This is a genomic window from Pyxidicoccus sp. M15 (assembly GCF_056858435.1).
Window position 1 is genome coordinate 3,283,601 of the sequence record NZ_CM166495.1, and the last position, 24,268, is coordinate 3,307,868.

At 70.8% G+C, this 24,268-nt stretch carries 6 protein-coding genes; 1 reads left to right on the forward strand and 5 read right to left on the reverse strand.

Annotated features, from left to right (window positions below):
• Positions 1 to 143 precede the first annotated feature (143 nt).
• Positions 144 to 698 carry a Uma2 family endonuclease gene (locus ACX9TP_RS13210; protein ID WP_482980071.1) on the reverse strand — a complete coding sequence of 185 codons (555 nt, stop codon included), beginning with the start codon at positions 696 to 698 and terminating at the stop codon, positions 144 to 146.
• A gap of 221 nt (positions 699 to 919) precedes the next feature.
• On the opposite strand from ACX9TP_RS13210, the gene ACX9TP_RS13215 reads away from it, so the two are divergent.
• Positions 920 to 1,681 (forward strand): SMI1/KNR4 family protein, encoded by a 762-nt coding sequence (locus ACX9TP_RS13215; RefSeq protein ID WP_482980072.1) that lies wholly within the window; start codon positions 920 to 922, stop codon positions 1,679 to 1,681.
• A 26-nt stretch (positions 1,682 to 1,707) separates the two neighbouring features.
• Here the strand turns inward: ACX9TP_RS13215 and ACX9TP_RS13220 are convergent, their stop codons facing one another.
• From ACX9TP_RS13220 to ACX9TP_RS13235, 4 genes are all read right to left on the reverse strand, one after another.
• Positions 1,708 to 2,172, reverse strand: coding sequence for an SRPBCC family protein (locus tag ACX9TP_RS13220; RefSeq protein WP_482980073.1), 465 nt, complete (start codon positions 2,170 to 2,172; stop codon positions 1,708 to 1,710).
• Positions 2,173 to 2,208: 36 nt separating this feature from the next.
• On the reverse strand, positions 2,209 to 2,763 hold the full coding sequence (locus ACX9TP_RS13225) for a Uma2 family endonuclease (protein ID WP_482980074.1): 555 nt from the start codon (positions 2,761 to 2,763) through the stop codon (positions 2,209 to 2,211).
• Positions 2,764 to 2,895: 132 nt separating this feature from the next.
• A complete protein-coding gene (locus tag ACX9TP_RS13230) occupies positions 2,896 to 4,119 on the reverse strand; it encodes an alpha-hydroxy acid oxidase (RefSeq protein ID WP_482980075.1) in 1,224 nt (407 codons plus the stop codon).
• A gap of 112 nt (positions 4,120 to 4,231) precedes the next feature.
• Positions 4,232 to 24,142, reverse strand: a complete 19,911-nt coding sequence (locus tag ACX9TP_RS13235; RefSeq protein ID WP_482980076.1) for a non-ribosomal peptide synthase/polyketide synthase — start codon at positions 24,140 to 24,142, stop codon at positions 4,232 to 4,234.
• Positions 24,143 to 24,268: the final 126 nt, after the last annotated feature.

The following is a 24,268-nucleotide window of genomic DNA, read 5'->3' on the forward strand; positions in this document are numbered from 1 at the left end:
CAGCAGCGGCAGCGGAACAGCGCGGCAGTCGGGGTGAAGGGCGTCAACCGGGGCATCCAACGTAGCGGAGGAGTTTCCAAAGTAACGGCGGACAGGGGCCGGCGTCAACCTGTCCTGGAATCCCGGGGTGGGCGTGTCACGCACTACACGTCGCCCCAGAGGTAGGCGAGCTCCAGCTCGGCGGCCTCGAAGGGCTCTGCGCGAACGAGTGCCGCGCCGGAGTACGTGCCGAGCAGGGAGTAATCCGCGCCCTCCAGCCGGAACACCTCCAGCGTGCGCGCCTCGGGGTCCATCAGCCAGACGTGCCGCACGCCCTCGCGCGCGTACACGGGCAGCTTCACCTTGCGGTCCAGGGCCTTCGTGGAAGGAGAGAGCACCTCACAGACCCAGTCCGGCGCGAGCGTATAGGCCGCGGTTCTCGGAGGCCTGGGCATCCGTTCGCGGCGCCAGCCAACCAGGTCGGGGACGAGCACGTCCTCTCCCAGATGCAACTCCTGCTCGACGAGGAGAATCCATCCTCCCGGCCCATTCCTTCCCCGGTCGAACGGGCCTCCCAGCTCGATTTCCAGCCGTGACGCCGCAACCGAATGTGGCCCGGACGGACGGGGGCTGGCGTGCAGCACTCCACCGATGAGCTCTCCGACCACGTTGTCGGGGAGCGCCTCCAGGTCCGCATACGTGGCCGGTTTCCGTTCCATCGCTGCCCCATATTCCCCGCCGCCCGTCTCCAATTCCATGGGGCGGGCATAACAGCCGGGTCTGACGTGCCAGGGTGGCGCGCCTTCGTCCTCCCCAAGAGGTTGTCCCCAGCGCCGACGTCATGCAAGCCCGTGGGGCGTGATGTGCAAGAACCCGGTTGAGGTGACGTCATCCGGCTACAACGTCGTTGAACCGAAGACAGGCGTCGCGGGAGCGAGTCATGGGTGGAAAGGACAAGAAGCCAGCGCTCGGAGGACTCGCCGCGGCCCTCCAGAAGGCGGGCCTCGCCACGAAGGAACAGACTGAGCGCATCGAAGCCGAGAAGCGGGCGGGTGCCCTGGCGGCCTACCGCGCTTCACCAGTCCTTGGCGAAACCTCCGCCGGAGTCACAGGCAGCTACCGGGAGCAGCTGGCCTCGGTCAACGCGTGGTTCGCCGAGCAGCTCCAGCGTGAGCCGGCCCTCTCCGCGCGGATGACGGGCGAGCGGACCCAGGCCGTGGCCCTCGAAGGTTCACCGGCGACACGGGCGCAGGTGAGCGCCGCTGAACAGGCCCTGGGCTTCACGCTCCCTCCATCCTTCGAGGCCTTTCTTCTCGAGGTGGGCTCGGTCTCCTTTCTCGGCCCATGGCGTGACGGTACGACCCCCGTGGAGCGGTTGGTGGCCGCGAGCGCCTCGCTCGACGCCGATGTCGCCTTGACCGCCGAGCGCTTCGTCCAGGCCGCGAAGTGTGAAGGCGTGACGCTGGACCCGAACGCACCCCGGCGGCTGCTGCACGTGTGCGACGACAGAAACGGGGAAGCGGTCTTCATCCTCTGCTCGCAGCGTTCCGCTTCCGGTGAAGCCCCCGTGTTCATGCGCTTCCACGATGAGCCGGACGCGCTGTACGACGCGTCCGTCGACTTCCGGCAGTGGTTCGGCGCGCGCCTCGCGCGTCTCCAGGACGAGCTCCAGCAGTGGCTCGCCCGGGGCGCACCACGCTGAACCGGAGCGCGCTGTCAGAACTCCACCTACGGCGAGCCCGCCTCGACCAGCGCCGCGAGCTTCGCGAGAGACATCTGCCAGCCAAGCTCGTTGTCGGCGGGGGGCACGCCGCTCGGGAGCCCCTCGTGCACGGCGTGGATATCGGTGCCGCCGTCCGCATCGGTGAGTGAGTAGGTAATCGTCATCTCGCCGCGCATCGACGGGTCGTCCGTCTCGAACTCGACCACCTGGACCACCTGCTCATCCGGCACGAGCCTCACGAAGCGGCCATGGTGCGTGTCGGTGTGCGCGGTCGTCTTGCCGGTCCCTGTCGGCGCGTCATACGAGAGCGAGATTCGGAACGTGCCGCCCTCACGGGGGTCGAACGCATGCACGTGGCTGGTCATGCCGTCCGGCACCATCCACGTCTGCACCGCGCGTGCATCAAGAAGCGCGCGATAGACACTCGCGCGAGGCGCATTCACATGGCGGCTGATGCGGGTCGTGCTCATGCCTGAACCCTACCAGGGCGAAATGACCGCCACCGACTACGTTTCGCCCCAGACAAAAGCCAGTTCCAACTCGATTACCTCGAAGGGCTCGGCGCGAACGTGGACCCCGCCGGAGTGCGTGGCGAGCAGCGAGTAGTCCGCTCCCTCCAGCCTGAACACCTCCAGCACGCGGGCACGCGGGTCCACCAGCCAGACGTGCCGCACACCCTCGCGCGCGTAGATGGGCAGCTTCTCCTGACGGTCCAGCGCCTTCGTGGAGGGGGAGAGCACCTCGCAGACCCAGTCCGGCACCACCGTGAATGCGACCACCTCTCGCGCGTTCGGCATCCGCTCGCGGTGCCACCCTGCCACATCGGGGACCAGCACGTCCTCGCCCAGGTGCAGCTCGGGTTCGCCCATGATGACCCAGCCACCGGGACCGCCATTGCCCTTGACGAATGGCGGCCCCAGCTCGGACCCCAGATTGAAGGCCGCGATCCCGTGCGCCCCTGCTGGCCTGGGGCTGGCGTGCAGCACTCCGCCAATCAGCTCCCCGACCACGTTGTCGGGAAGTGCCACCAGGTCCGCGTACGTGGCCTGTTTCCGTTCCATGACCGCCCCATGTTCCCCGCCGCCCACTTCCAGTTCCATGGGGACGGCATATCAACCGGGTCTGACGTGCCAGGGTGGCACGGTTGTTACCACCCTGGAAGGTTGTCCCCGGTCGCGGCGGGAAGCAACCCCTCAGCCCGCCTGGGTGCCATCCGCCGGTAGCCGGCGGGCCCCTTCCACCAGCCGCAGCGCCGAGCCCGGAGCATCCAGCAGCGCGGGCGCATCCACACGGAGCGCCGAGCGGTCCAGGTCCGCCAGCCGCGGCCGGCCCAGCAGCGCCAGTGTCTTGTCGATTTCCTTCGACAGGATGTCCAGCGCCAGCTCCACGCCGGCCTGTCCATTGGCGGCCAGTCCATACAGGAACGGCCGGCCAATCATGCAGGCCCGCGCCCCCATGGCAATCGCCTTCACCACGTCCGAGCCCCGGCGGATGCCGCCATCGAGGATGACCTCGCTGCGTCCCTCCACCGCGTCCACCACCTCCGGCAGCACGTCCACGGCGCCGGGGAGGAAGTCGAGCTGTCTGCCTCCATGGTTGGAGACGATGAGCGCCTCCACGCCCAGTTCCACCGCGCGCCGCGCGTCCTCGGCGCAGGAGATGCCCTTGAGCACCAGCGGCCCCTTCCAGACCGAGCGCAGCCACTCCACGTCCTTCCACGTCACGGACGCGTCGAACTGGCTGTTGGTGAACTGCGCCACGGAGACCGCGTCCGTGCGCTTGAGCTCCGGCACGTCCACGAAGTTGCCGAACGTCGCGCGAGGGCTCGAGGACATCCGGAGCACCCACCCCAGGTGCCGGAAAACGTCCAGCAGGTTGGTGAAGGTGATGCGCGGAGGAATGGTGAAGCCGTTGCGCTTGTCATTCTCCCGGTTGCCCATGGCCGGCACGTCCACCGTGAGGCACAGCGCGCGGTAGCCCGCCGCCTTCGCCCGCTCCACCAGCGAGCGCGTGACGCCGCGGTCCCTCCACACGTAGAGCTGGAACCACAGCGGCGAGGGCGCCGCGGCGGCCACCTCTTCAATGGTGCCGATGGACATGGTGCTCAGCGTGAACAGGGCCCCACGGCTCGCCGCGCCCTTCGCGGCCAGCTCCTCGCCCCGGGGTGCGAGCAGTCCCGCCAGTCCCGTCGGGCCCAGGATGAGCGGCGTCGCCAGCTTCTCGCCGAGCACCGTGGTGGAGCGGTCCACCACGCTCACGTCCACCAGAGAGCGTGCCCGGAAGAGGTAGCGGTCGAAGCCGCGCCGGTTGGCGCCCACCGTGAAGCCGTCCTCGGCAGCGCCCTCCACGTAGTCGAACACGGCCTTGGGGAGCCGCTTGCGCGCGCGCTGACGGAGGTCCTCGATGTTGACGATCACGATGCGTGCTCCAGCAGGGAGGGAAGTCCCGGAGTGCGGCGGCCCGGCCCCTGGCCCGCGCGAGGATAGCAGTCCCGCCGGGCGTGGCGCCGGGCCCCTCCAGAAGTTGGGCTCATACGCCGTCGCGCTCCAGGTCGGCCAGGAGTCCGGCCAGCGTCTGTGCCAGCGCGCGGACGTAGGGTGCGCGCATCAGGGCGTAGTGGTCGCCCGGCACTTCGTGGACCGTGGGCGGCTCGGTGAGCCAGGGCCCCCAGCCCAGGTCCGCGGGGAGTGCGTGTCCCTCCAGGGCCGTGGCGGCCTTGAAGAGCCAGGTGGGGCCCGTGTAGGTGCCGCTCGGGACGTAGGTCCGTTGCGCCTCGTTGAGCCGCAGGTGGACGTCCAGGAGGCGCTCGGCCGCGTCGGGTTCCAGCACAGGCGCGCTCGTGGGGGAGTGTCGGGCCTGCTTCAGCACGTAGGCCAGCGCGCTCCGGATGTCCAGGCGCCGCAGGTGCTCCACGTCCAGCGGCAGGGCCTGCCACGGCAGCCCGAGCACCCGGCCAAAGCCCACCAGGCGCGCGAGGGTGTCTGGCTCGGGGCGCGGCTGGCCCGTGGGCGCGGGGCTGTCGATGATGGCGAGCGCCTCCACGCGCTCGCCCAGGGCCTGGAGCAGGCGGGCCATCTCGTAGGCCACGAGTCCACCGAAGGACCAGCCTCCCAGGAGGTAGGGCCCCTGAGGCTGCACGGCACGGACCTGTGCGAGGTAGTCGCGGGCCAGTGCCTCGACGGAGGCGGCGGGAGGCTCGCCCCCGTCGAGGCCGGAGGCGAACAGGCCATGGATGGGCCTGCCACCGCCGAGCTGGCAAGCGAGCTCTGTGTAGGCCATCGCGCTGCCACCGCCGCCGTGGACGAGGAAGAGGGGCCGGCGCGTGGGCATGCCCGCGGCGAGCGGCATGAGGTTGGGCGTGGGGACGGCGAGAGCCTTGCGCGGCTCCGCCCACTTCGCCAGCCCCTCCACCGTGGGCGCCTGGAACAGGGCCGACAGTGGCGGCGTCATCCCCGTGCGCTCGCGCAGCCGGGCCATGAGTCGCACGGCGAGCAGCGAGTGGCCACCGAGGGCGAAGAAGTTGTCCGTGACGCCCACCTTCTCCACGCGGAGCACCTCGGCCCACAGCGCCGCCAGGGTCTGCTCCATGGGTGTACGCGGAGCGACGTAGCCGGCCCCACTGGTGGGGGCCTCCGGGGCGGGCAGGGCCTTGCGGTCCACCTTGCCGTTGGGCGTCAGCGGCAGCGCCTCCAGTGGCACGAAGGCGGAGGGCACCATGTGCTCGGGCAGCCGCTCGCGCAACCAGGCGCGCAGGCCGGTGACGTCCAGGGTGGGGACGACGTAGGCCACTAGGCGCTTGTCGCCGGGGACGTCCTCGCGAGCCAGCACCAGCGCGTCGCGCACCTCGGGGTGCTCGCGCAGCACGGTGGCGATTTCACCCGGCTCCACGCGGAAGCCGCGCACCTTCACCTGGAAGTCCGCGCGGCCGATGAACTCCACGCGCCCGTCCTCGCGCCAGCGCACCTTGTCCCCGCTGCGGTACATGCGTGCGCCCGGCACGGGCGAGTAGGGGTCCGGCAGGTAGCGCTCCGCCGTCAGCTCCGGCCGGTGCAGGTAGCCGCGCGTCACCTGCGCGCCGCCGATGAACAGCTCGCCGGGTACGCCCACGGGCACGGGCTGGAAGGCCGCGTCGAGCACGTACACTCGCGAGCAGTCCAGGGGACGGCCCAGCGGCACCGTGGCCGGAGCGGAGCCCGGGGCGGGCGTGTCCACCGGGCCGGCGAGCACGCCCACGGTGGTCTCCGTGGGGCCGTAGTGGTTGAACACCTCGCACTCGGGAGCCAGCGCGCGCACCTGCTCCATGAGGGCCCAGGTGGAGGACTCGCCGCCGAGCACCAGCTTCTTGCGAGGCAGCACGAGCCGGGGCTCGGTCGCCGTGAGCAGCGCGGACAGGTGAGAGGGGACGAGCTTCACGCAGTCCACCGCGTGGCGCTGGAAGTACTCGGCCACGCCCTCCGGGCTGCTGGCGCGCTCCTGGGTGAGCACGTGCAGCAGGCCGCCGGTGCAAAGCGCCGGGAAGAGCACGGTGTTGCCCAGGTCCGCCACGAAGGTGGACACCAGGGCGAAGCTCGCGCAGTCGGTGAGGCCCAGCCGCTCGGTGGCGGCGCGCACGTAGTGGACGAGCTGCCCGTGGGCCACGGCCACGCCCTTGGGCCGGCCGGTGCTGCCCGAGGTGAAGAGGACGTAGGCCAGGTGGTCCACGGACACCTCGCGAGGCGGCGCATCCCCCCGCCCGGCCGCGAGCAGCTCGGCCTGCGTGTCCAGCAACACCGGCCGGACGGAAGCCCCCGTGAAGGCGTCCGCATGGCGCGACTCCGTCACCACCACCGGGGCGGCGACTTCTTCCACCAGCGTCCGCAGGCGCAGGGGGGGCTGCGCCGGGTCCAGCGGGACGTAGGCGCCGCCCGCCTTCCAGACGCCCAGCAGCGCCACCACGGTGTCCACGGAGCGCTCCAGGCACAGTGCTACACACGTGTCGGACCCCACACCCAGCGAGCGCAGGTGCCAGGCGAGCTGGTTGGCCCGCCGGTCCAGCTCCCCGTAGGTGAGCACCTGTCCCTCGCAGGCCACCGCGGGCTTCGACGGGTGGCGCGTGGCCTGTGCCTCGATGAGCGCGTGGAGCGGGCCTTCTGCGACAGAGGGGGCCGGTGAGGCATTGAAGGCCTCCAGCACCTGGTGGCGCTCGGTGTCGCGCAGCAGGGACAGCTCCCCGACGCGACTTTCGGGCGAGGACACCGCGGCCTCCAGCAGGGTGGCGAGATGCTCCGCCATGCGGGAGATGGTCGACCGCTCGAACAGGTCCGTGCGGTAGGCCAGCGTGCCGGACAGTCCGTCCTGCGTCTGTGCCAGTGACAGCGTCAGGTCGAACTTGGTGCCCGGCAAATCGAGGTCCACCGCGTCCACTCTCAGGGGTGACGTGCTTCCCGGACCGCCGGCCACCTCGGGGGACGCCGTGGGCGTGTTCAGCAGGACGAGCATCACCTGGAACAGGGGGGAGTGGCTGAGGCTGCGCTGGGGTTGCAGCTCCTCGACGAGCTTCTCGAAGGGGACGTCCTGGTGCTCGTAGGCGCCGAGCGTGGTGGCGCGCACCTTCGCGAGCAGCTCGCGGAAGGTGGCACCTGCCTCCACCCGGGTACGGAGCACGAGCGTGTTGACGAAGAAGCCGATGAGCCCTTCCGTCTCCGCGCGGGTGCGGCCGGCGATGGGGGAGCCGACGGAGATGTCGTCCTGGCCGGAGTAGCGCGACAGCAGCACCTGCCACACGGCGAGCAGGGCCATGAAGGGCGTGGTGCCTTCCTGCTGGCACAGCGCCACTAGCCGTTCGGTCAGCTCACGCGACAGGTGGACGGGGAGCCAGGCTCCGCGCGAGGACTGGACTGGAGGACGCGGCCTGTCGGTGGGCAGCTCCAGCACGGGGGCCGCGCCGGAGAGCTGCGCGCGCCAGTAGCCCAGCTGACGCTCCAGCGCCTCGCCTCGCAGCCACGAGCGCTGCCAGGCGGCGAAGTCCGCGTACTGCACCGGCATGGCAGGCAGGCGGGCCTTCTGGCCCGTGGCGTTCGCCGCGTAGAGCTCCGTCAGCTCGCGCACCATGACGCCCATGGACCAGCCGTCGGAGACGATGTGGTGCATCGTCCCGATGAGCAGGTGGTCCTGTGTGTCCAGGCGCAGGAGCAGGGCGCGCAGGAGGGGACCGCGCGCCAGGTCGAAGGGCCGCTGCGTCTCGAGCCGCGTCTGTCGCCGGGCTTCGGCCTCGCGCTCGTCGGCGGGCAGCGCGCTCAGGTCCACCACGGGCAGCGGGAATCGCGGGTGGGGGTGGATGACCTGGATGGGCTGGCCGTCGTGCAGGCTGAAGATGGTGCGCAGTGATTCGTGCCGCTCGACGAGCGAGGTGAAGGACTTCCCCAGCGCGGCCACGTCCAGCGGACCGCGCAGCCGCAGCACGGTGGGCATGTTGTAGGCGGCGTTGCCGGGCTCGAGCTGGTCGATGACCCACAGGCGCTGCTGCGCGAAGGACAGCGGCAGCAGGCCCGTGCGGGGCATGGCCACCAGGGGGGGCGCCTGGACGGCGTGCGAGTGGACGGCCGCGTCGATGCGCGCGGCGAGCGCGGCGACGGTGGGCGCCTCGAAGAGGGCGCGCAGGGGCAGCTCCACGTCGAAGACGGCGCGGATGCGGGAGATGACCTGCGTGGCCAGCAGGGAGTGGCCACCACGCTCGAAGAAGTTGTCGTGGATTCCCACGCGCTGCACGCGCAGGACCTGGGCGAAGACCTCGGCCAGTCGCTGCTCGATAGGCGCCCTTGGCGCCAGGTAGGTCTCGTCCGCCGAGCTGCTGACCGAGTCCGGAGCAGGAAGGGCCTTGCGGTCCACCTTGGCGTTGGAGGTGAGGGGCAGGGAGTCCAGCCGCACGAGGGCGGAGGGCACCATGTACTCGGGCAGCCGCTGCTTGAGGGCGGCGCGCAGGGCGGCCACGTCGAGGGACTCGGGAGCGGCGACGTAGCCGACGAGGCGCTTGTCACCGGGCACGTCCTCACGCACCAGGGCCACGGCCTGCGCCACGTCGGGGAAGGCGAGCAGGGCCGCTTCGACTTCGGCGAGCTCGATGCGGTAGCCGCGCACCTTCACCTGCGCATCGGCGCGGCCGAGGAACTCCAGCACGCCATCCCTCCGCCGACGAGCCAGGTCGCCCGTGCGGTAGAGGCGGGCACCCGGAACACCCGAGAAGGCGTCGGGGACGAAGCGCTCGGCGGTGAGGGCGGGCTGCTCGACGTAGCCCCGGGCCACGCCGTCGCCGCCGATGAACAGCTCACCCACGACTCCAGTGGGCACCGGCTGGCCGTGCGCATCCAGCACGTACACCTGCGTATTGCCGATGGGACGGCCAATGGGCACGGAGGCACCCACGTGCTCGACATCCGTCATGCGGTGGGTGGAGGCGAAGAGTGTGGTTTCCGTGGGGCCGTAGCAGGCCGTGACGGGGATGCGCAGCTCTTCCAACACGCGGCGGACATGCGGCGCGCTGACCACGTCCCCCCCGGTGAGCAACTGCTTCACGTTTCGCAGTGCCGGGAAGTTGTTGTCCACCACCTGGGTGAAGAGGCCGGCGGTGAGGTGCAGCGTGGTGACGCCGTGCTTCACCAGCACCGACTCCAATTCTTTCAGGTCGGAGGGCGAGTGGGGCGGGAAGACGACGAGCCGCGCGCCATGAAGCAGCGGCCCCCACAGCTCCAGGGTGGACGCATCGAAGGACACGGGCGCGATGAGGAGGAACGTCTCCTCCGGGCCCAGGTGCGCGTAGTCATTGCCGAAGATGGTGCGAAGCACGGCGGACTGCGGAGTGCCGACGCCTTTGGGCCGGCCTGTGGAGCCAGAGGTGAAGTCGATGTACGCGAGGCTCTGGGGCAGCGCGGCCATCGGAGGCGCCGAAGTTGGCTGCGCCTCCAGTGACACGTCTTCCAGCACCACGGTGGACAGGCCATCCGTCGGGAGCTTCGCCAGCAGCGCAGGCGTGGTGATGAGCACCCGCGGGCATGCGTCCTCCACCATGGCTACGAGGCGCTCGCGCGGATACGCCGGGTCGAGCGGGACGTAGGCGCCGCCGGCCTTGAGGATGGCGAGGAGGGAGACAATCAGCTCCAGCGAGCGCTCCAGGGCAATGGCCACGCGCGAATCGGTCGACACGCCCAGCCCGCGCAGATGCCAGGCGAGCTGATTCGCACGCACGTCGAGCTGCCGGTAGGTGAGCTTCTCCTCACCGAACTCGACGGCGACCTTGTCCGCGTACCGGGCCACGACCTGCGAGAAGACCTCGGGCAGGGTGGAGGCGCGCGGGTACTCGGTGGCGGTGGCATTCCACTCCACCAGCACCTGCCGGCGCTCGGCCTCGGACAGCATGGTCAGGGACGCCAGGGACGACTTCGGCTTCGAGACGAGGGCCTCGACCAGCAGGCGGAAGTGCTCCGCCATGCGCTGTACCGTGCCAGCCTCGAACAGGTCGGCGTTGTAGCCAAGGGAGCCCCGGAAGCCGTCGGAGGTCTCGCCCAGGTTCAGCTCCAGCTCGAACCGGATCGAGGGGTTGTCCAGCTCCACCGGGCGCAGCGTCAGCCCGTTCGCGCCGACCGAGGGCATGGACGCGTTCTGCAAGGCGAAGAACACCTGGAAGAGCGGACTGCGGCTCAGGTCTCGCGTGGGCTGCAGCTCCGCGACGAGTCGTTCGAAGGGCACGTCCTGGCGGGCGTACGCGCCCAGTGCCGTCTCCCGTATCTGACGCAGCAGGTGGAGGAACGAGGCGCTCGGGTCCACCTGGGCGCGCAGCACCAAGGTGTTGACGAAGAAGCCGATGAGGCCCTCCGTCGTCCCTTGCTGGCGCCCGGCGATGGGCGAGCCGACGGTGATGTCCTGCTGGCCCGAGTAGCGCGACAGCAACACCTGGAAGGCGGCGAGCAACGCCATGAAGGGTGTGGCGCCCTCCTGGAGGCACAGCGCCTCCAGGGCCTCGGACGCGGCTTTCGACAGCGCCACGGGTACGTGCGCGCCGCGAAAAGTCTGCACGGGAGGACGGGGCTTGTCGGTGGGCAGCTCCAGCGTCGAGAGGCCGGAGAGCTGCTTGCGCCACCAGCCGAGCTGCTCGTCGAGCACCGCGCCCTGAAGCCAGTTGCGCTGCCAGACGGCGTAGTCCGCGTACTGGAGCAGCAGCGGCGGCAGCGGTGAGGGCCGGCCTTGCGAGAAGGCGTCGTAGAGTGCGGCGACTTCACGCACCAGCACGCCCATGGACCAACCGTCCGAGACGATGTGGTGCATGTTCAGCGCGAGCACGTGGTCCGTGGGCCCCAGCTTCAGCAGTCGGGCGCGCAGCAGCGGGCCGGTGGAGAGGTTGAAGGGCGTCAGCAGCTCCTCGCGCAGGCGGCGCTCCAGCTCGGCGCGCGCGGCGGAAGGCTCCAGTCCACTGAGGTCCGTCACTTCCAGGGACAGTTGACCCTGGGGCGAGATGAGCTGACGGGGCTGGCCCTCCTGCTGGGTGAAGGTGGTGCGCAGGGCCTCATGCCGGTGCACCAGGGCCTCGAAGCCTCGGCGCAGGGACTCCACGTCCAGCGGCCCGTCCATGCGCACGAAGGTGGGCATGTTGTAGGAGGCGCTGCCGGGCTGGAGCTGGTCGATGAACCACAGGCGTTGCTGGGCGAAGGAGAGAGGCATCGGCCCCGTGCGGGGCACGGGGACGATGGCGGGCGCCAGGCTGCCGGGCGTGGATTGCCGGGCGGACTCGATGCGCGAGGCGAGGGCGGCCACGGTGGGCGCCTCGAAGAGGGCACGCAGCGGCAGTTCCACTTCGAACGCCGAGCGGATGCGCGAGATGACCTGCGTGGCCATCAGGGAGTGGCCGCCCAGCTCGAAGAAGTTGCCGGTGACGCTCACCCTCGACAGCCGAAGGACGCCCGCGAACAGCTCCGCCAGCTTCTCCTCGGTGGGAGTGCATGGGGCGACGAAGTCCTGGGTGGAAGTCAGCGCGGCATCCGGAGGGGGAAGGGCCTTGCGGTCGACCTTGGCGTTGGAGGTGAGGGGCAGGGTGTCCAGCCGCACGAGGACGGAAGGCACCATGTACTCGGGCAGCCGCTGCTTGAGGGCGGCGCGCAGGGCGGCCATGTCGAGGGACGCGGGAGCGGCGACGTAGCCAACGAGGCGCTTGTCGCCGGGCACGTCGTCGCTCACCAGGGCCACGGCCTGACCGACGTCGGGGAAGGCGCGCAGGGCGGCTTCGACTTCGGCCAGCTCGATGCGGTAGCCGCGCACCTTCACCTGGGCATCGGCGCGACCGAGGAACTCCAGCACGCCGTCACCCCGCCAACGGGCGAGGTCGCCCGTGCGGTAGAGGCGGGCGCCAGGGATGCCGGAGAAGGAGTCTGGGACGAAGCGCTCGGCGGTGAGCGCGGGCTGGCCAACATAACCCCGGGCCACGCCGTCGCCGCCGATGAACAGCTCACCGACGGCGCCGACGGGCACGGGCTGTCCGGACGCGTCGAGCAGGTACACCTGCGTATTGCCGATGGGACGGCCAATGGGCACGGAGGTGCCCACCTGGGCCACATCCGTCATGCGGTGGCACGAGGCGAAGAGCGTGGACTCGGTGGGGCCGTAGCAGGCCGTCACCGGAATGAACATTCCTTCCAGCACGCGCCGGACGTGAGACGCGCTCACCACGTCACCTCCGGTGAGCAATTGCTTCACGTGGCGAAGGGCGGAGGGCTGGTTGTCCACCACCTGGGTGAAGAGGCCGGCGGTGAGGTGCAGCGTCGTGACGCCGTGCTTCACCAGCACCGACTCCAGCTCCTTCAAGTCGGAGGGCGAGCGCGGCGGGAAGACGACGAGCCGCGCGCCATGAAGCAGCGAACCCCACAGCTCCAGGGTGGAGGCGTCGAAGGAAACGGGCGCGATGAGGAGGAACGTCTCATCCGGACCCAGGTGCGCGTAGTCGTTGCCGAAGACGGTGCGGAGCACGGCGGCCTGAGGAGTACCGACGCCCTTGGGCCGGCCGGTGGAGCCGGAGGTGAAGTCGATATACGCGAGGCTCTGGGGCAGCGCGGCCATTGGCGGCGCCGAAGTCGGCTGCGCCTCCAGTGACACGTCCTCCAGCACCACGGTGGACAGGCCTTCCGTGGGCAGCTTCGCGAGCACCTCTCGCGAAGTGATGAGCACGGTGGGACGCGCGTCCTCCACCATGGCGGCGAGGCGCTCACGCGGGTAGCTCGGGTCCAGCGGGACGTAGGCGCCGCCGGCCTTGAGGATGGCGACGAGGGAGACAATCAGCTCCAGCGAGCGGTCCAGGGCAATGGCCACGCGCGCGTCGGTGGACACACCCAGCCCGCGCAGGTGCCAGGCGAGCGGGTTCGCCCGTTCATCCAATTGCCGATACGTGAGGCGCGAGTCACCGAACTCGACGGCGACCTTGTCCGGGAAGCGAGCCACCACCTGCGAAAAGACCTCGGGCAGGGTGGAGCCGCGCGGGTACTCGGAGGCGGTGGCATTCCACTCCACCAGCACCTGTCGCTGCTCCGCCTCGGACATCATGGACACGGACGCGAGGGGCGCCTCGGGCCGGGCAACGAGCGCTTCCACGAGCAGGCGGAAGTGCTCCGCCATTCGCTGTGCCGTGCCGGCCTCGAACAGGCCCGTGTTGTAGCTCAGCACGCCTTCGTAGCCCTGCTCCGACTGTGCGAGGTTGAGCTCCAGCTCGAACCGCTGGGTGGGGTTGTCCAGCTCCACCGGCCGCAGGCCCAGCGAGGACTTCCGCGGCGCCGGCCGGTTCGCGTTCTGCAGGGCGAAGAGGACCTGGAAGAGCGCGGGGCGGCTGAGGTCCCGCTCCAGCCGCAGCTCCTCCACCAGCTTCTCGAAGGGCACGTCCTGGTGGGCATAGCTGCCCAGCGTCGTCTCCCTCACCTGGGCCAGCAGCGTCCGGAAGGAGGTGCGCGCATTCACGCGGCTGCGCAGCACCAACGTGTTGACGAAGAAGCCGATGAGCCCCTCGGTCTCCGCGTACCGGCGGCCCGCGATGGGCGAGCCCACCAACACGTCCTCCTGGCCGGAGTAGCGAGACAGCAACACCTGGAAGGCCGCGAGCAGGACCATGAAGGGCGTGGCCCCCTCCCGCTGCGCCAGGGCCGCCAGCGACGTGCCGAGCTCCCGCGACAGCCGCACCGGCACCGTGCCGCCCTGGTTCGATAGCACCGCGGGCCGGGGCTTGTCCGTGGGCAGCTCCAGGTGCGAGGGCGCTCCGGACAGGTGCTGCTTCCACCAGCCCAGCTGCGCCTCCAACGTCTCGCCGCTCAGCCACTGGCGCTGCCAGACGGCGTAATCCGCGTACTGCACCGGTAGCGCTGGCAACGAGGGCGGTCGGCCCTGGGAGAATGCCGAGTACAGCGCTTCCATGTCGCGCACGAGCACGCCCATGGACCAGCCATCGGAGACGATGTGGTGCATCACCAGCACCAGCACGTGCTGCTCGGGCGCCAGCCGCAGCAGCGTGGCGCGCAGCAGCGGGCCGGCGCCGAGCGAGAAGGGAATCGCAGCCTCCAGCATGGCGCGGCGGCGGGCCTCTTCCCAGCGCTCGCCCTCGGGCAGGTCGGACAGACTCTCCACCGTGAGCGAGAACTCCGAGGGCGGGTGGATGACCTGGGTGGGCTGGCCCTCGTGAGAGGCGAAGGTGGTGCGCAGGGCCTCATGGCGCTCGACGAGGGCGGAGAAGGCCCGCTGGAGCGCGTCCACGTGGAGGGCGCCCTCGATGCGCAGGAGGACGGGGATGTTGTAGGCGGCGCTGCCGGGCTCGAGCTGGTCGATGAACCACAGGCGCTGCTGGGCGAAGGACAGCGGCAGCGCACCATCACGCGGCACGGGCACGGGAGGCGGGGCCTCGGGTGCCGCGCCGTCGCGCCGCGCGGCCTCGACGCGCAGCGCGAGCGCTTCGAGCGTGGGGGCCTCGAACAGCGCGCGCAGGGGCAGCTCCACGCCCATGGACGCACGCAGCTGGGACACGAGCTTTGTGGCGAGCAGCGAGTGGCCGCCCAGCTCGAAGAAGTCGTCGGTGGCGCCGACCTGGGCGCGGCCCAGGACCTCTGCCCAGAGCGTGGCCAGGTGCTGCTCCGTCTCCGTGCGGGGCGCGACGTACTCGCGCTGCTCGGACACGAGAGACTCCGGAGCCGGCAGGGCGCGCCGGTCCACCTTGCCGTTGGGCGTCAGCGGCAGTGCGTCCATCGGCACCAGCACCGAGGGCACCATGTACTCGGGGAGCTTCGTGCGCAGGTGCTCCTTGAGCGTCTGGACCTCCACGCCCGGCGCCACGACGTAGGCCACCAGCCGCTTGTCACCGGCCGTGTCCTCCCGCACCACTGCCACGGCTTCCCTCACCCGCGGGTGCTGCGTCAGGGCGGCTTCCACCTCGCCCGGCTCGATGCGGAAGCCGCGCAGCTTCACCTGGCCGTCCTTTCGGCCGAGGAATTCGAGCGTCCCCTCCGCGAGCCAGCGCACTCCGTCGCCCGTGCGGTACAGGCGCTCCCCATCCGCGAAGGGATGGGGGACGAAGCGCTCGGCCGTCAGCTCCGGCCGGCCGACGTAGCCGAGGGCCAGGCCGTCTCCGCCTACGTACAGCTCGCCGGGCACGCCCACGGGGACGGGCTGCATCGCTTCATCCAGCACATACGCCGTCGTATTGCGGATGGGGCGGCCAATGGACACCGAGCGGGCGCCCACCTGCTCCACCCGCTCCATCCGGTGGCAGGTGGAGAACGTGGTGTTCTCCGTCGGGCCGTAGCCGTTGACCAGCGTCCCACCTGCGGCGAGCCGCTCGCGAACGCGCCCCACGGGAAGGACATCACCTCCGGCCAGCACTTGCGTCACCTGGGCCAGCGACTCCGGCTGCCGGGCTTGCATCTGCTCGAAGAGGGCCGCCGTGAGCCACAGAGAGGTGATGCCGGAGGCCACCAGCGTGCGGCCCAGCTCCTCCAGCGACGGTGCGCCCGCCGGGTACACCACCAGCTTCGCGCCGTGCAGCAGCGCGCCCCACAACTCCAACGTAGAGGCATCGAAGGAGCTGGGCGCGAGCTGCAGCCACACCTCCTCCGGTCCGAAGCGCGCGAAGTCTGTCTCCAGCACGAGGCGCGACACCGCCCGGTGCGGTACGCCCACGCCCTTCGGCCTGCCCGTGCTGCCCGAGGTGAACATCACGTACGCAAGGTGGCCGCCGCCGACCCGGGCCGGCGGATTGCTCTCCGGCTGGCGCGCGAGCTCGCTCCGCCCGGCGTCGACGAGCACCACCGGCTCTCCGTCCTCCGCTACGGCTCCGGCCAGCTTCTCCTGGGCTACGAGCACCGTGACGCCGGCCTCGCGCTTCATCCACTGCAAGCGCTCTCGCGGGTAGCTGGCGTCCAGGGGGACGTAGGCGCCACCGGCCTTGAGGATGCCCAGGATGCTGACCACCAGCTCCAGCGAGCGCTCCATGCACAAGCCCACCCGCGCCTCGGGGCCGACTCCCATGGCGCCCAGGTGGTGCGCCAGTTGGTTGGCGCGGCGGTTCAGCGCGTCATACGTCAACGGCTGACCCGCGTACTCCACCGCCACCGCGTGCGGCGTCTTCAGCGCCTGGGCCTCGAACACCTCCTGCAGCGACGCCTCGCGCGGGTACTTCGCGGCCGTCCCGCTCCACCGCTCCACCAGCCGCCGCCGCTCCTCCTCGCCCATGAGCGGCAGCTCGCGCAGTTGCTTCCCGGGCTCGGCGACAGCGGCCTCCAGCAGGACCCTCACGTGCTCCAACAGCCGCCCGGCCGAGTCCGGCTCGAACAGGTCACTGTCGTAGTTGAGCGACACCGTGGCGCCCTCGGCCATCTCCCAGACGAGGAGCGACAGGTCGAACTTCGAAGTGAGGTTGCCGGCCTCTTGGCCCTTGAGCGTCATCCCCCGCCGCAGCTTCACCTCCGTCATCGGGGTGTTCTGCAGCGTCAGCGCCACCTGGAAGAGGGGATTGCGGCTCAAGTCCCGCCGGGGCTGCAGCTCCTCCACCAGCTTCTCGAAGGGGACGTCCTGGTGCGCGTACGCCCCGAGTGTCACCTCGCGCACCTGCGCCAGCAGCTCGCGGAAGGTGGCGCGCTGAGAAACGCGCGCTCGCAGCACCAGCGTGTTGACGAAGAAGCCGATGAGGCCCTCCGTCTCCGCGTGCGTGCGTCCGGCGATGGGCGAGCCGACCGAGATGTCCTCCTGGCCCGCATGGCGCGCCAGCACCGCCTGGTACGCCGCCAGCAGCACCATGAAGGGCGTGACTCCCTCACGCTGCGCCGCGGCCTTCACGCCCTCCCACAGCGCCTTCGACCATGTCTGTTGCCGCACACCACCGCGGAACAGCTGTGCGGGCGGACGTGGCCTGTCGGTGGGAAGCTCCAGCGCGCTGGGAGCACCCGCGAGCTGCTGGCGCCAATAGGCGAGCTGTGCGTCCAGCGTCTCGCCCTGCAGCCACCCGCGCTGCCAGACGGCGTAGTCGGCGTACTGCACCGGCAGCTCGGCCAGGGGCGAGGGACGGCCCTCCGAGAAAGCCTCGTAGAGCGCGGCCACCTCGCGGACGAGCACGCCGGAGGACCAGCCGTCCGTGACGATGTGGTGCAGGTTGAGCAGCAGAACGTGGTCGTCCGCGCCGCGCTTCACCAGCAGCGCGCGAATCAGCGGGCCCGTGCCCAGGGAGAACGGACGCTGAGCGTCTTCCTCTAACAGGCGCCGGGTCTCCGCCTCGGCGGCGTCGCCGTCGAGCCCGCCCAGGTCCACCACGCGCAGCGGCAGCTCCGCGCTGGGAGCGATGACCTGCACGGTGCCACGTGCCTCCTGACGGAAGGTGGTGCGCAGCGCCTCATGCCGGCGGACGAGCTCCTGGAGTGCTCGCTCCAACGCGCCCGCGTCCAGCGGGCCTTCGAGCCGCACGGCGGCGGGGATGTTGTAGAAGGCGCTGCCGGGCTCCAGCTGGTCGAGGAACCACAGGCGCTGCTGCGCGAAGGACAGCGGCAGCGGGCCGGTGCGAGGCACGGGCACCAGGGGCGGACGCGTCGGGCCTGCGTGGGTGCCCCGCGCGGCGTCGATGCGGGCGGCCAGCTCGGCCACTGTGGGGGCCTCGAAGAGGTCCCGAAGGGGCATGTCGAAGCCGAACGTGGCGCGCACGCGCGACACCAGCTGCGTGGCCAGCAGCGAGTGGCCGCCCAGGTCGAAGAAGTTGTCATGAGCGCCCACGCGCTCTGCGTGCAGCAATTCCGAGAAGAAGCGCGCGAGCTGGCGCTCCGTGTCGGTGCGGGGCTCGAGGTACTCCACGCCGTCGCCGCCGGCCGGGGCCTCGGGGGCGGGCAGCGCCTTGCGGTCCACCTTGCCGTTGGGAGACAGCGGCAGCGCCGGCAGCACCACCACGGCGGAGGGCACCATGTACTCGGGAAGCTTCAGCTGGAGGAAGGCGCGCACGGCGTGCGGCTCCAGCACCGCCTCCTCTTCAGCCACGACGTAGGCGACGAGTCGCTTGTCACCTGGGACGTCCTCGCGCACCACCACCACGGCCTCGCGCACGCCAGCGAAGCGGCGTACCCCGGCCTCCACCTCGCCCGGCTCGATGCGGAAGCCGCGCACCTTCACCTGGAAGTCGGTGCGGCCGAGGAACTGGAGCGTCCCATCCTCGAGCCACCGCACCCGGTCTCCGGTGCGGTACAGCCGCGCGCCGGGCTCGGCACTGAAGGGGTGGGGGACGAAGCGCTCCGCGGTCAGCTCCGGGCGGCCCAGGTAGCCCCACGCCAGGCCGTCACCGCCGACGTACAGCTCCCCGGGCACGCCCACCGGCACCGGCTGGAGCGAAACATCCAACACGTACGCGGTGGAGTTGGACAGCGGGCGGCCGATGGGCACCGACGCGCCCACCGTGTCGCCGGGCCGCATCGAGTGCGTGGCGGAGAAGGTGGTGTTCTCCGTGGGCCCATAGCCGTTGACGAGGGCGGAGCCCGCGGGGAGACGCGCGAGATGCTGGCGCACACGCTCGGCGGGAAGCACGTCACCACCGGCGAGCACCTGCCGCACGCGGGTCAGGGCCTCACCCTGGTGAAGCACCACCTGCTCGAAGAGGGCCGCCGTCAGCCACAGCGTGGTGACGTCCTGGGTGACGAGCAGTGCGCCCATCTCCTCCAGGGACAGCTTGTGAGGCGGAGCCACCACGAGCCGACCGCCGTTGAGCAGCGCACCCCACACCTCCAGCGTGGAGGCGTCAAAGGCTACCGGGGCCAGCTGCGCGAAGGTGTGCCGCGGGCCGAAGTCGATGAACGTCGAGCCGCGCACCAGGCGCACCACGGCCCGGTGAGGCACGCAGACGCCCTTGGGCAGGCCCGTGCTGCCCGAGGTGAACATGACGTAGGCCAGTGCCTCGGAGGAGACGTCCACCTGCGGCGCCGTCTCCGGCCAGCGGGCCACCTGGGCCCACTCGGTGTCCAGGCACACGAGGAGCTGGCCGAGCGCGGGCAACTCATCCGCGACGTGCTCCTGAGTCAGCAGCACGCCGACGCCCGCCTGCTGGAGCAGGAAGGAGATGCGCTCGGTGGGTTGGCTCCGGTCTACCGGTACGTAGGCGCCGCCCGCCTTGAGCACGCCCACGAGTGCCACCACCAATTCCAGCGAGCGCTCCAGGCACACGCCCACGCGCGCGCCCGGCGAGACTCCGCTGGCACGCAAATGGTGCGCGAGCTGATTGGCGCGCCGGTCCAGCTCCCCATAGGTGAGCTGCGTGTCTCCGAAGGCGACGGCCACCGCATCCGGAGTGAGGGCTGCCTGCCGGGCGAACAGCGCGTGGATGGGCGTGTCACGCGGGTAGTCCGTGGTGGTGGCGTTCCAGTCGACCAGGACCTGGCGACGCTCGGCCTCCGTCAGCATGGACAGGGACGACAGCGGCGCTTCGGGGTTTGCGATGAGCCCCGCTACGAGCACGCGGAAGTGCGCCCCCATCCGGGAGATGGTCTCCGGCGCGAAGAGGTCCGCGTTGTAGGAGAGATACCCCGAGTAGCCGTCGGTGGTGCGCCACAGGCCGAGCTCCAGCTCGAAGCGGACCGGGCTCTCCTCCACTGGCCGCGGGCGCAGCGTCAGCCCCGGTAGTGACAGCTCGGGCACGGGGGCGTTCTGGAGGACGAACGTCGTCTGCACCAGGGGAGGGCGGCTCGAGTCGCGCTCCACCTTGAGCGTCTCCACCAGTCGCTCGAAGGGCACGGACTGGTAGGTGAACGCACCGAGCACGCTCTCCCGCTCCTGGGCCAGCAGCGCACGGACGGAGTCCGAGCCGGACACGCGGGCCCGCAGGGGCAGCGTGTTGACGAAGAAGCCGACAAGGCCCTCCAGCTCTCCACGCTCCCGGCCCGCCAGCACGGAGCCGACGAGCAGGTCCTCCTGGCCGGTGTAGCGGCTGAGCAGGAGGTGGAAGGTGCCGAGCAGCGCCATGAAGGGAGTGATTCCCTCGCGGCGGCAGAAGGACTCCAGCGCTTCGGCGAGGGGCACGGGCAGGAGCACCGGGCGCGCGGCGCCGCGCGACGTCTGCACCGCCGGACGCGGCTTGTCCGTGGGCAGCTCCAGCGCCAGGGGCGCACCGTCGAGCCGTTCGCGCCACCAGCGCAGCTGGCCGTCGAGCACGTCGCCGCGCAGCCAGTTTCGCTGCCAGGACGCGAAGTCCGCGTACTGCAACGGAAGCTCCGGGAGCAGCGCGGGGCGGTCCTCGATGAAGGCCCGGTAGAGCGCGGCCAGCTCGCGTACGACGACACCCATGGACCAGCCGTCCGACACGATGTGGTGCTGGGTGAGCACCAGCACGTGCTCCTGGGCCCCGAGCCGGAGCAGGGCGGCGCGCAGCAGCGGGCCGCGCGTCAGGTCGAAGGGACGCAGCCCCTCTTCGCGCACCCAGCGTCCGATGCCCTGGTGCGCTTCGGGATGTCCGGACAGGTCGGTCACCGGCAGCGGAACGGGCGCGGCGGGGTGGATGACCTGCACGGCCCCATTCACTCCCTCCCGGAAGGTGGTGCGCAGGATTTCGTGTCGGCGCACCAGCTCCGTCAGGCCGCGCTGCAGGGCGCTCACGTCGAGCGCGCCCGTCATGCTCAGGGCCACGGGCAGGTTGTAGAACGCGCTGCCCGGCTCGAGCTGGTCGAGGAACCACATGCGCTGCTGCGACAGCGACACCGGCAGCTCGCCCGTGCGCGGCACCGGCACCAGCGCGGGCGCCTGGGGGCCCTGACCGGCGAGCACCGCCCGGTCCACCCGCATCGCGAGGTCCGCGAGCGTGGTGGAGTCGAACAACTCTCGCAGCGGCAACTCCACGCCAAAGGCGGCGCGCATGCGGCTGATGGCCTGGGTGGCCAGCAGGGAGTGTCCACCCAGCTCGAAGAAGTTGTCGGACAGGCCCACCGGCTCCACACCGAGCACCGCGCTCCAGATTCCGGCGAGCTGAGTTTCCGTCGGCGTCCGGGGCGCCACGAAGTCCGGGCGGCCGGTGGAGGCGGCGAGGTCCGGTGCAGGCAGGGCCTTGCGGTCCACCTTGCCATTGGACGTGAGCGGCATCGCCGGTAGCACCACCACGGCCGAGGGCACCATGTACTCGGGCAGGGTCCCCTTCAGCGTGGCGCGCAGTGCGGCGCCGTCCATCTGCGTGCCCTCGTGCGCCACGACGTAGCCCACAAGGCGCTTGCCAGCGGGGCCGCCCTCACGTGCGACGACGACGGCCTCGCGCACCCCCGGCAGCTTCGCCAGGGCGGACTCCACCTCACCCAGCTCGATGCGGAAGCCACGCACCTTCACTTGCGCGTCCGCGCGGCCGACGAAGTCGAGCGTGCCGTCCTCGCGCCAGCGCACCACATCGCCCGTGCGGTACAGCCGGGCACCGGCCTCGCCGGAGAACGGGTCCGGCACGAAGCGCTCGGCGGTGAGCACGGGGCGGCCCGCGTAGCCGCGCGCCACGCCGACGCCGCCCACGTACAGCTCGCCCTTCACGCCCACGGGCACCGGCTCGCCGCGTACGTCCAGCACGTACGCGCGCACGTTGGCCAGGGGGCGCCCGATGGAAGGGACGCGCCCGTCCGCGACGCACTCGGTGAGCGTGGCAATCACCGTGGCCTCTGTAGGGCCATAGGTATTGAGCAGGCGCCGGCCCGGAGCCCAGCGCGCAACGACTTCGGAAGGCAGGGCTTCGCCACCGGAGATGACGGTGCGCAGCTCGGGCAGGCCTTCCGCCGACGTGGCCGCCAGCGCCGCGGGCGTGAGGCTGATGACAGTAAGGGACTCCTCGCGCAGCAGCTTCTGCAGCGGCGCACCCGGCATCAACTTCTCCAGGGGCGAGAGCACCAGCGAAGCCCCGGAGCACAGCGTGGTGAAGACTTCTTCCACCGACAGGTCGAAGGAAAGGCTGGCGAACTGCAACACGCGGCTGCCCGGGCCGATGCCGTACGCCACCGCTTCATGCGTCACCAGGTTGGCGACGCTGCGGTGCTCGACGGCGGTGCCCTTGGGCGTGCCGGTGCTGCCGGAAGTGTAGAGCAGGTAGGCCAGGTGCGACGGGGCCACGCCCGTCACCGGCGCCTCCGTGCTCTCACGCGCGAGCGCGTCCTTCTCGGAGTCCAGACAGAACGCGCGCGAGTGGTGTGCCTCGGAGAAGCGGCCCACCAGCGCGGACTGGGTCACCAGCACCGCCGCGCCGCTGTCCTCCAGCATGAAGGCCAATCGCTCACGCGGCAGCAGTGGATCCACGGGCACCCAGGCGCCGCCGGCCTTGAGGATGCCGAGCAGGCCCACGACGACATCCAGCGAGCGCTCCACGCTGAGCGCGACGCGGACCTCAGGCCCGACGCCCCGGCGGCGCAGCGCGTGTGCGAGCTGGTTGGCCTTGGCATCGAGCTGCGCGTAGGTGAGGTGCTGTCCCTCGAAGGAGGCCGCCCGCGCATCCGGCGCGCGTCGTACCTGCTCCTCGAAGAGCGAGTGGACACAGGCCTCCGGGAAGTCCGCCCGGGTCGCATTCCAGTCCGTGAGGACGCGGCGCCGCTCCTCGCTGGAGAGCAGCGGGAGCGCGGACAGGCGCATGTCGGGCGAGGCCACCAGGGCCTCCACCAGCGTGCGCAGGTGCCGCACCATACGCTCGGCCGTGGACGCTTCGAACAGGTCCGCGCGGTAATCGAGCCGGCCCTTGTAGCCGTCCTCCGTACGCCTCAGCGTCAGCGTCAGGTCGAACTTCGCGACCGAGTCCGCCAGGGGCGCGCCGCGCATGGTCAGCCCCGGCAGAGACAGCTCGGGGGGCGGCATGTTCTGCAGGATGAACATCACCCGGAACAGCGGCGCCTGGCGCAAGTCGCGCATGGGCTGGAGCCGCTCGAAGGGGACGTGCTCATGGGCATAGGCGCCCAGGGCCATGTCGCGTACCCGGCCGAGCAGCTCGCGCACGGTGGGGTCGCCGTCCAGGCGGGTGCGCATCACCAGGGTGTTGAGGAAGAAGCCGACGAGCCCCTCCAGGTCGGCGCGGTTGCGTCCCGCCACGGGCGAGCCGACGGAGATGTCGTCCTGCCCCGAATAGCGGGACAGCAGCACCTGGAATGCCGCCAGGAAGAGCATGAAGGGCGTGACACCTTCACGGAGGCAGAAGGTCTCCACGGCCTCCGCCAGCTCCTGGGGGAGCAGGACGTGCGCCAGGTCTCCCGGGGGCGAAGCCTGGGGACCGCGGGGCCTGTCGGTGGGCAGCTCCAGGTACTGCGGCGCGCCGTCGAGCTGCCGCCGCCACCAGGTGAGCTGCTTCTCCAGCTCCTCGCCATTCAGCCACCGGCGCTGCCACTCCGCATAATCCGCGTACTGGAGCGGCAGTGGTGGCAGCGCAGCAGCCTGACCCGTGGCGAAGGCCTGGTAGAGCGCGGTCAGCTCACGCACCAGCACCGTCATGGACCAGCCGTCCGAAACGATGTGGTGCACGTTGAGGAGCAGCACGTGCTCCCGGGCGTCGAGCTTCAGCAGCAGGGCGCGTAGCAGCGGACCGGTGGCGAGGTTGAACGGGCGCAGGGCCTCCGCCTGCAGCCGGCGGCGCGCCTCGGACTGTCGCTGCGCGGACGCGACGTCGCTCAGGTCGACGACGGGAAGCTCCATCGGGGCGGGCGCGGAGACGCGCTGCACCGGGCCCTCGGGCTCGCCGTGGAACGTGGTGCGGAGCGACTCGTGTCGGTGCACGAGCGCCTCCAGGCCGCGCCGCAAGGCTTCGGCGTCGATGTCGCCGGTCAGCTCCAGCGTGAACGGCATGTTGAAGGCCGTGCTGCCAAGCTCGAGCTGGTCGAGGAACCACAGGCGCTCTTGCGCGAAGGACAGCGGGGCGCGCCGGGACTGGCGGGCCTTGTCGCGCAGCAGCTCGGCGAGCCGCGTGCGCTTCTGTTCGGAGGTCAGGGCCATGACCGACTACCTTTCCCTGCGCGCGCACGCGGCCACGGCACGGCCGTCATTGGCCGGCGGTCCGCTGCGCACGCTCACAAAGAACGACTACTCGAAGTTGGAATCGCGAGCACAACGACGAAACCC

What these genes read in the sequence shown, in the direction of transcription:
- ACX9TP_RS13210 (WP_482980071.1), bottom strand. Translation starts at nt 698, where the DNA reads ATGGAACGGAAACCGGCCACGTATGCGGACCTGGAGGCGCTCCCCGAC.
- ACX9TP_RS13215 (WP_482980072.1), top strand. Translation starts at nt 920, where the DNA reads ATGGGTGGAAAGGACAAGAAGCCAGCGCTCGGAGGACTCGCCGCGGCC.
- ACX9TP_RS13220 (WP_482980073.1), bottom strand. Translation starts at nt 2,172, where the DNA reads ATGAGCACGACCCGCATCAGCCGCCATGTGAATGCGCCTCGCGCGAGT.
- ACX9TP_RS13225 (WP_482980074.1), bottom strand. Translation starts at nt 2,763, where the DNA reads ATGGAACGGAAACAGGCCACGTACGCGGACCTGGTGGCACTTCCCGAC.
- ACX9TP_RS13235 (WP_482980076.1), bottom strand. Translation starts at nt 24,142, where the DNA reads ATGGCCCTGACCTCCGAACAGAAGCGCACGCGGCTCGCCGAGCTGCTG.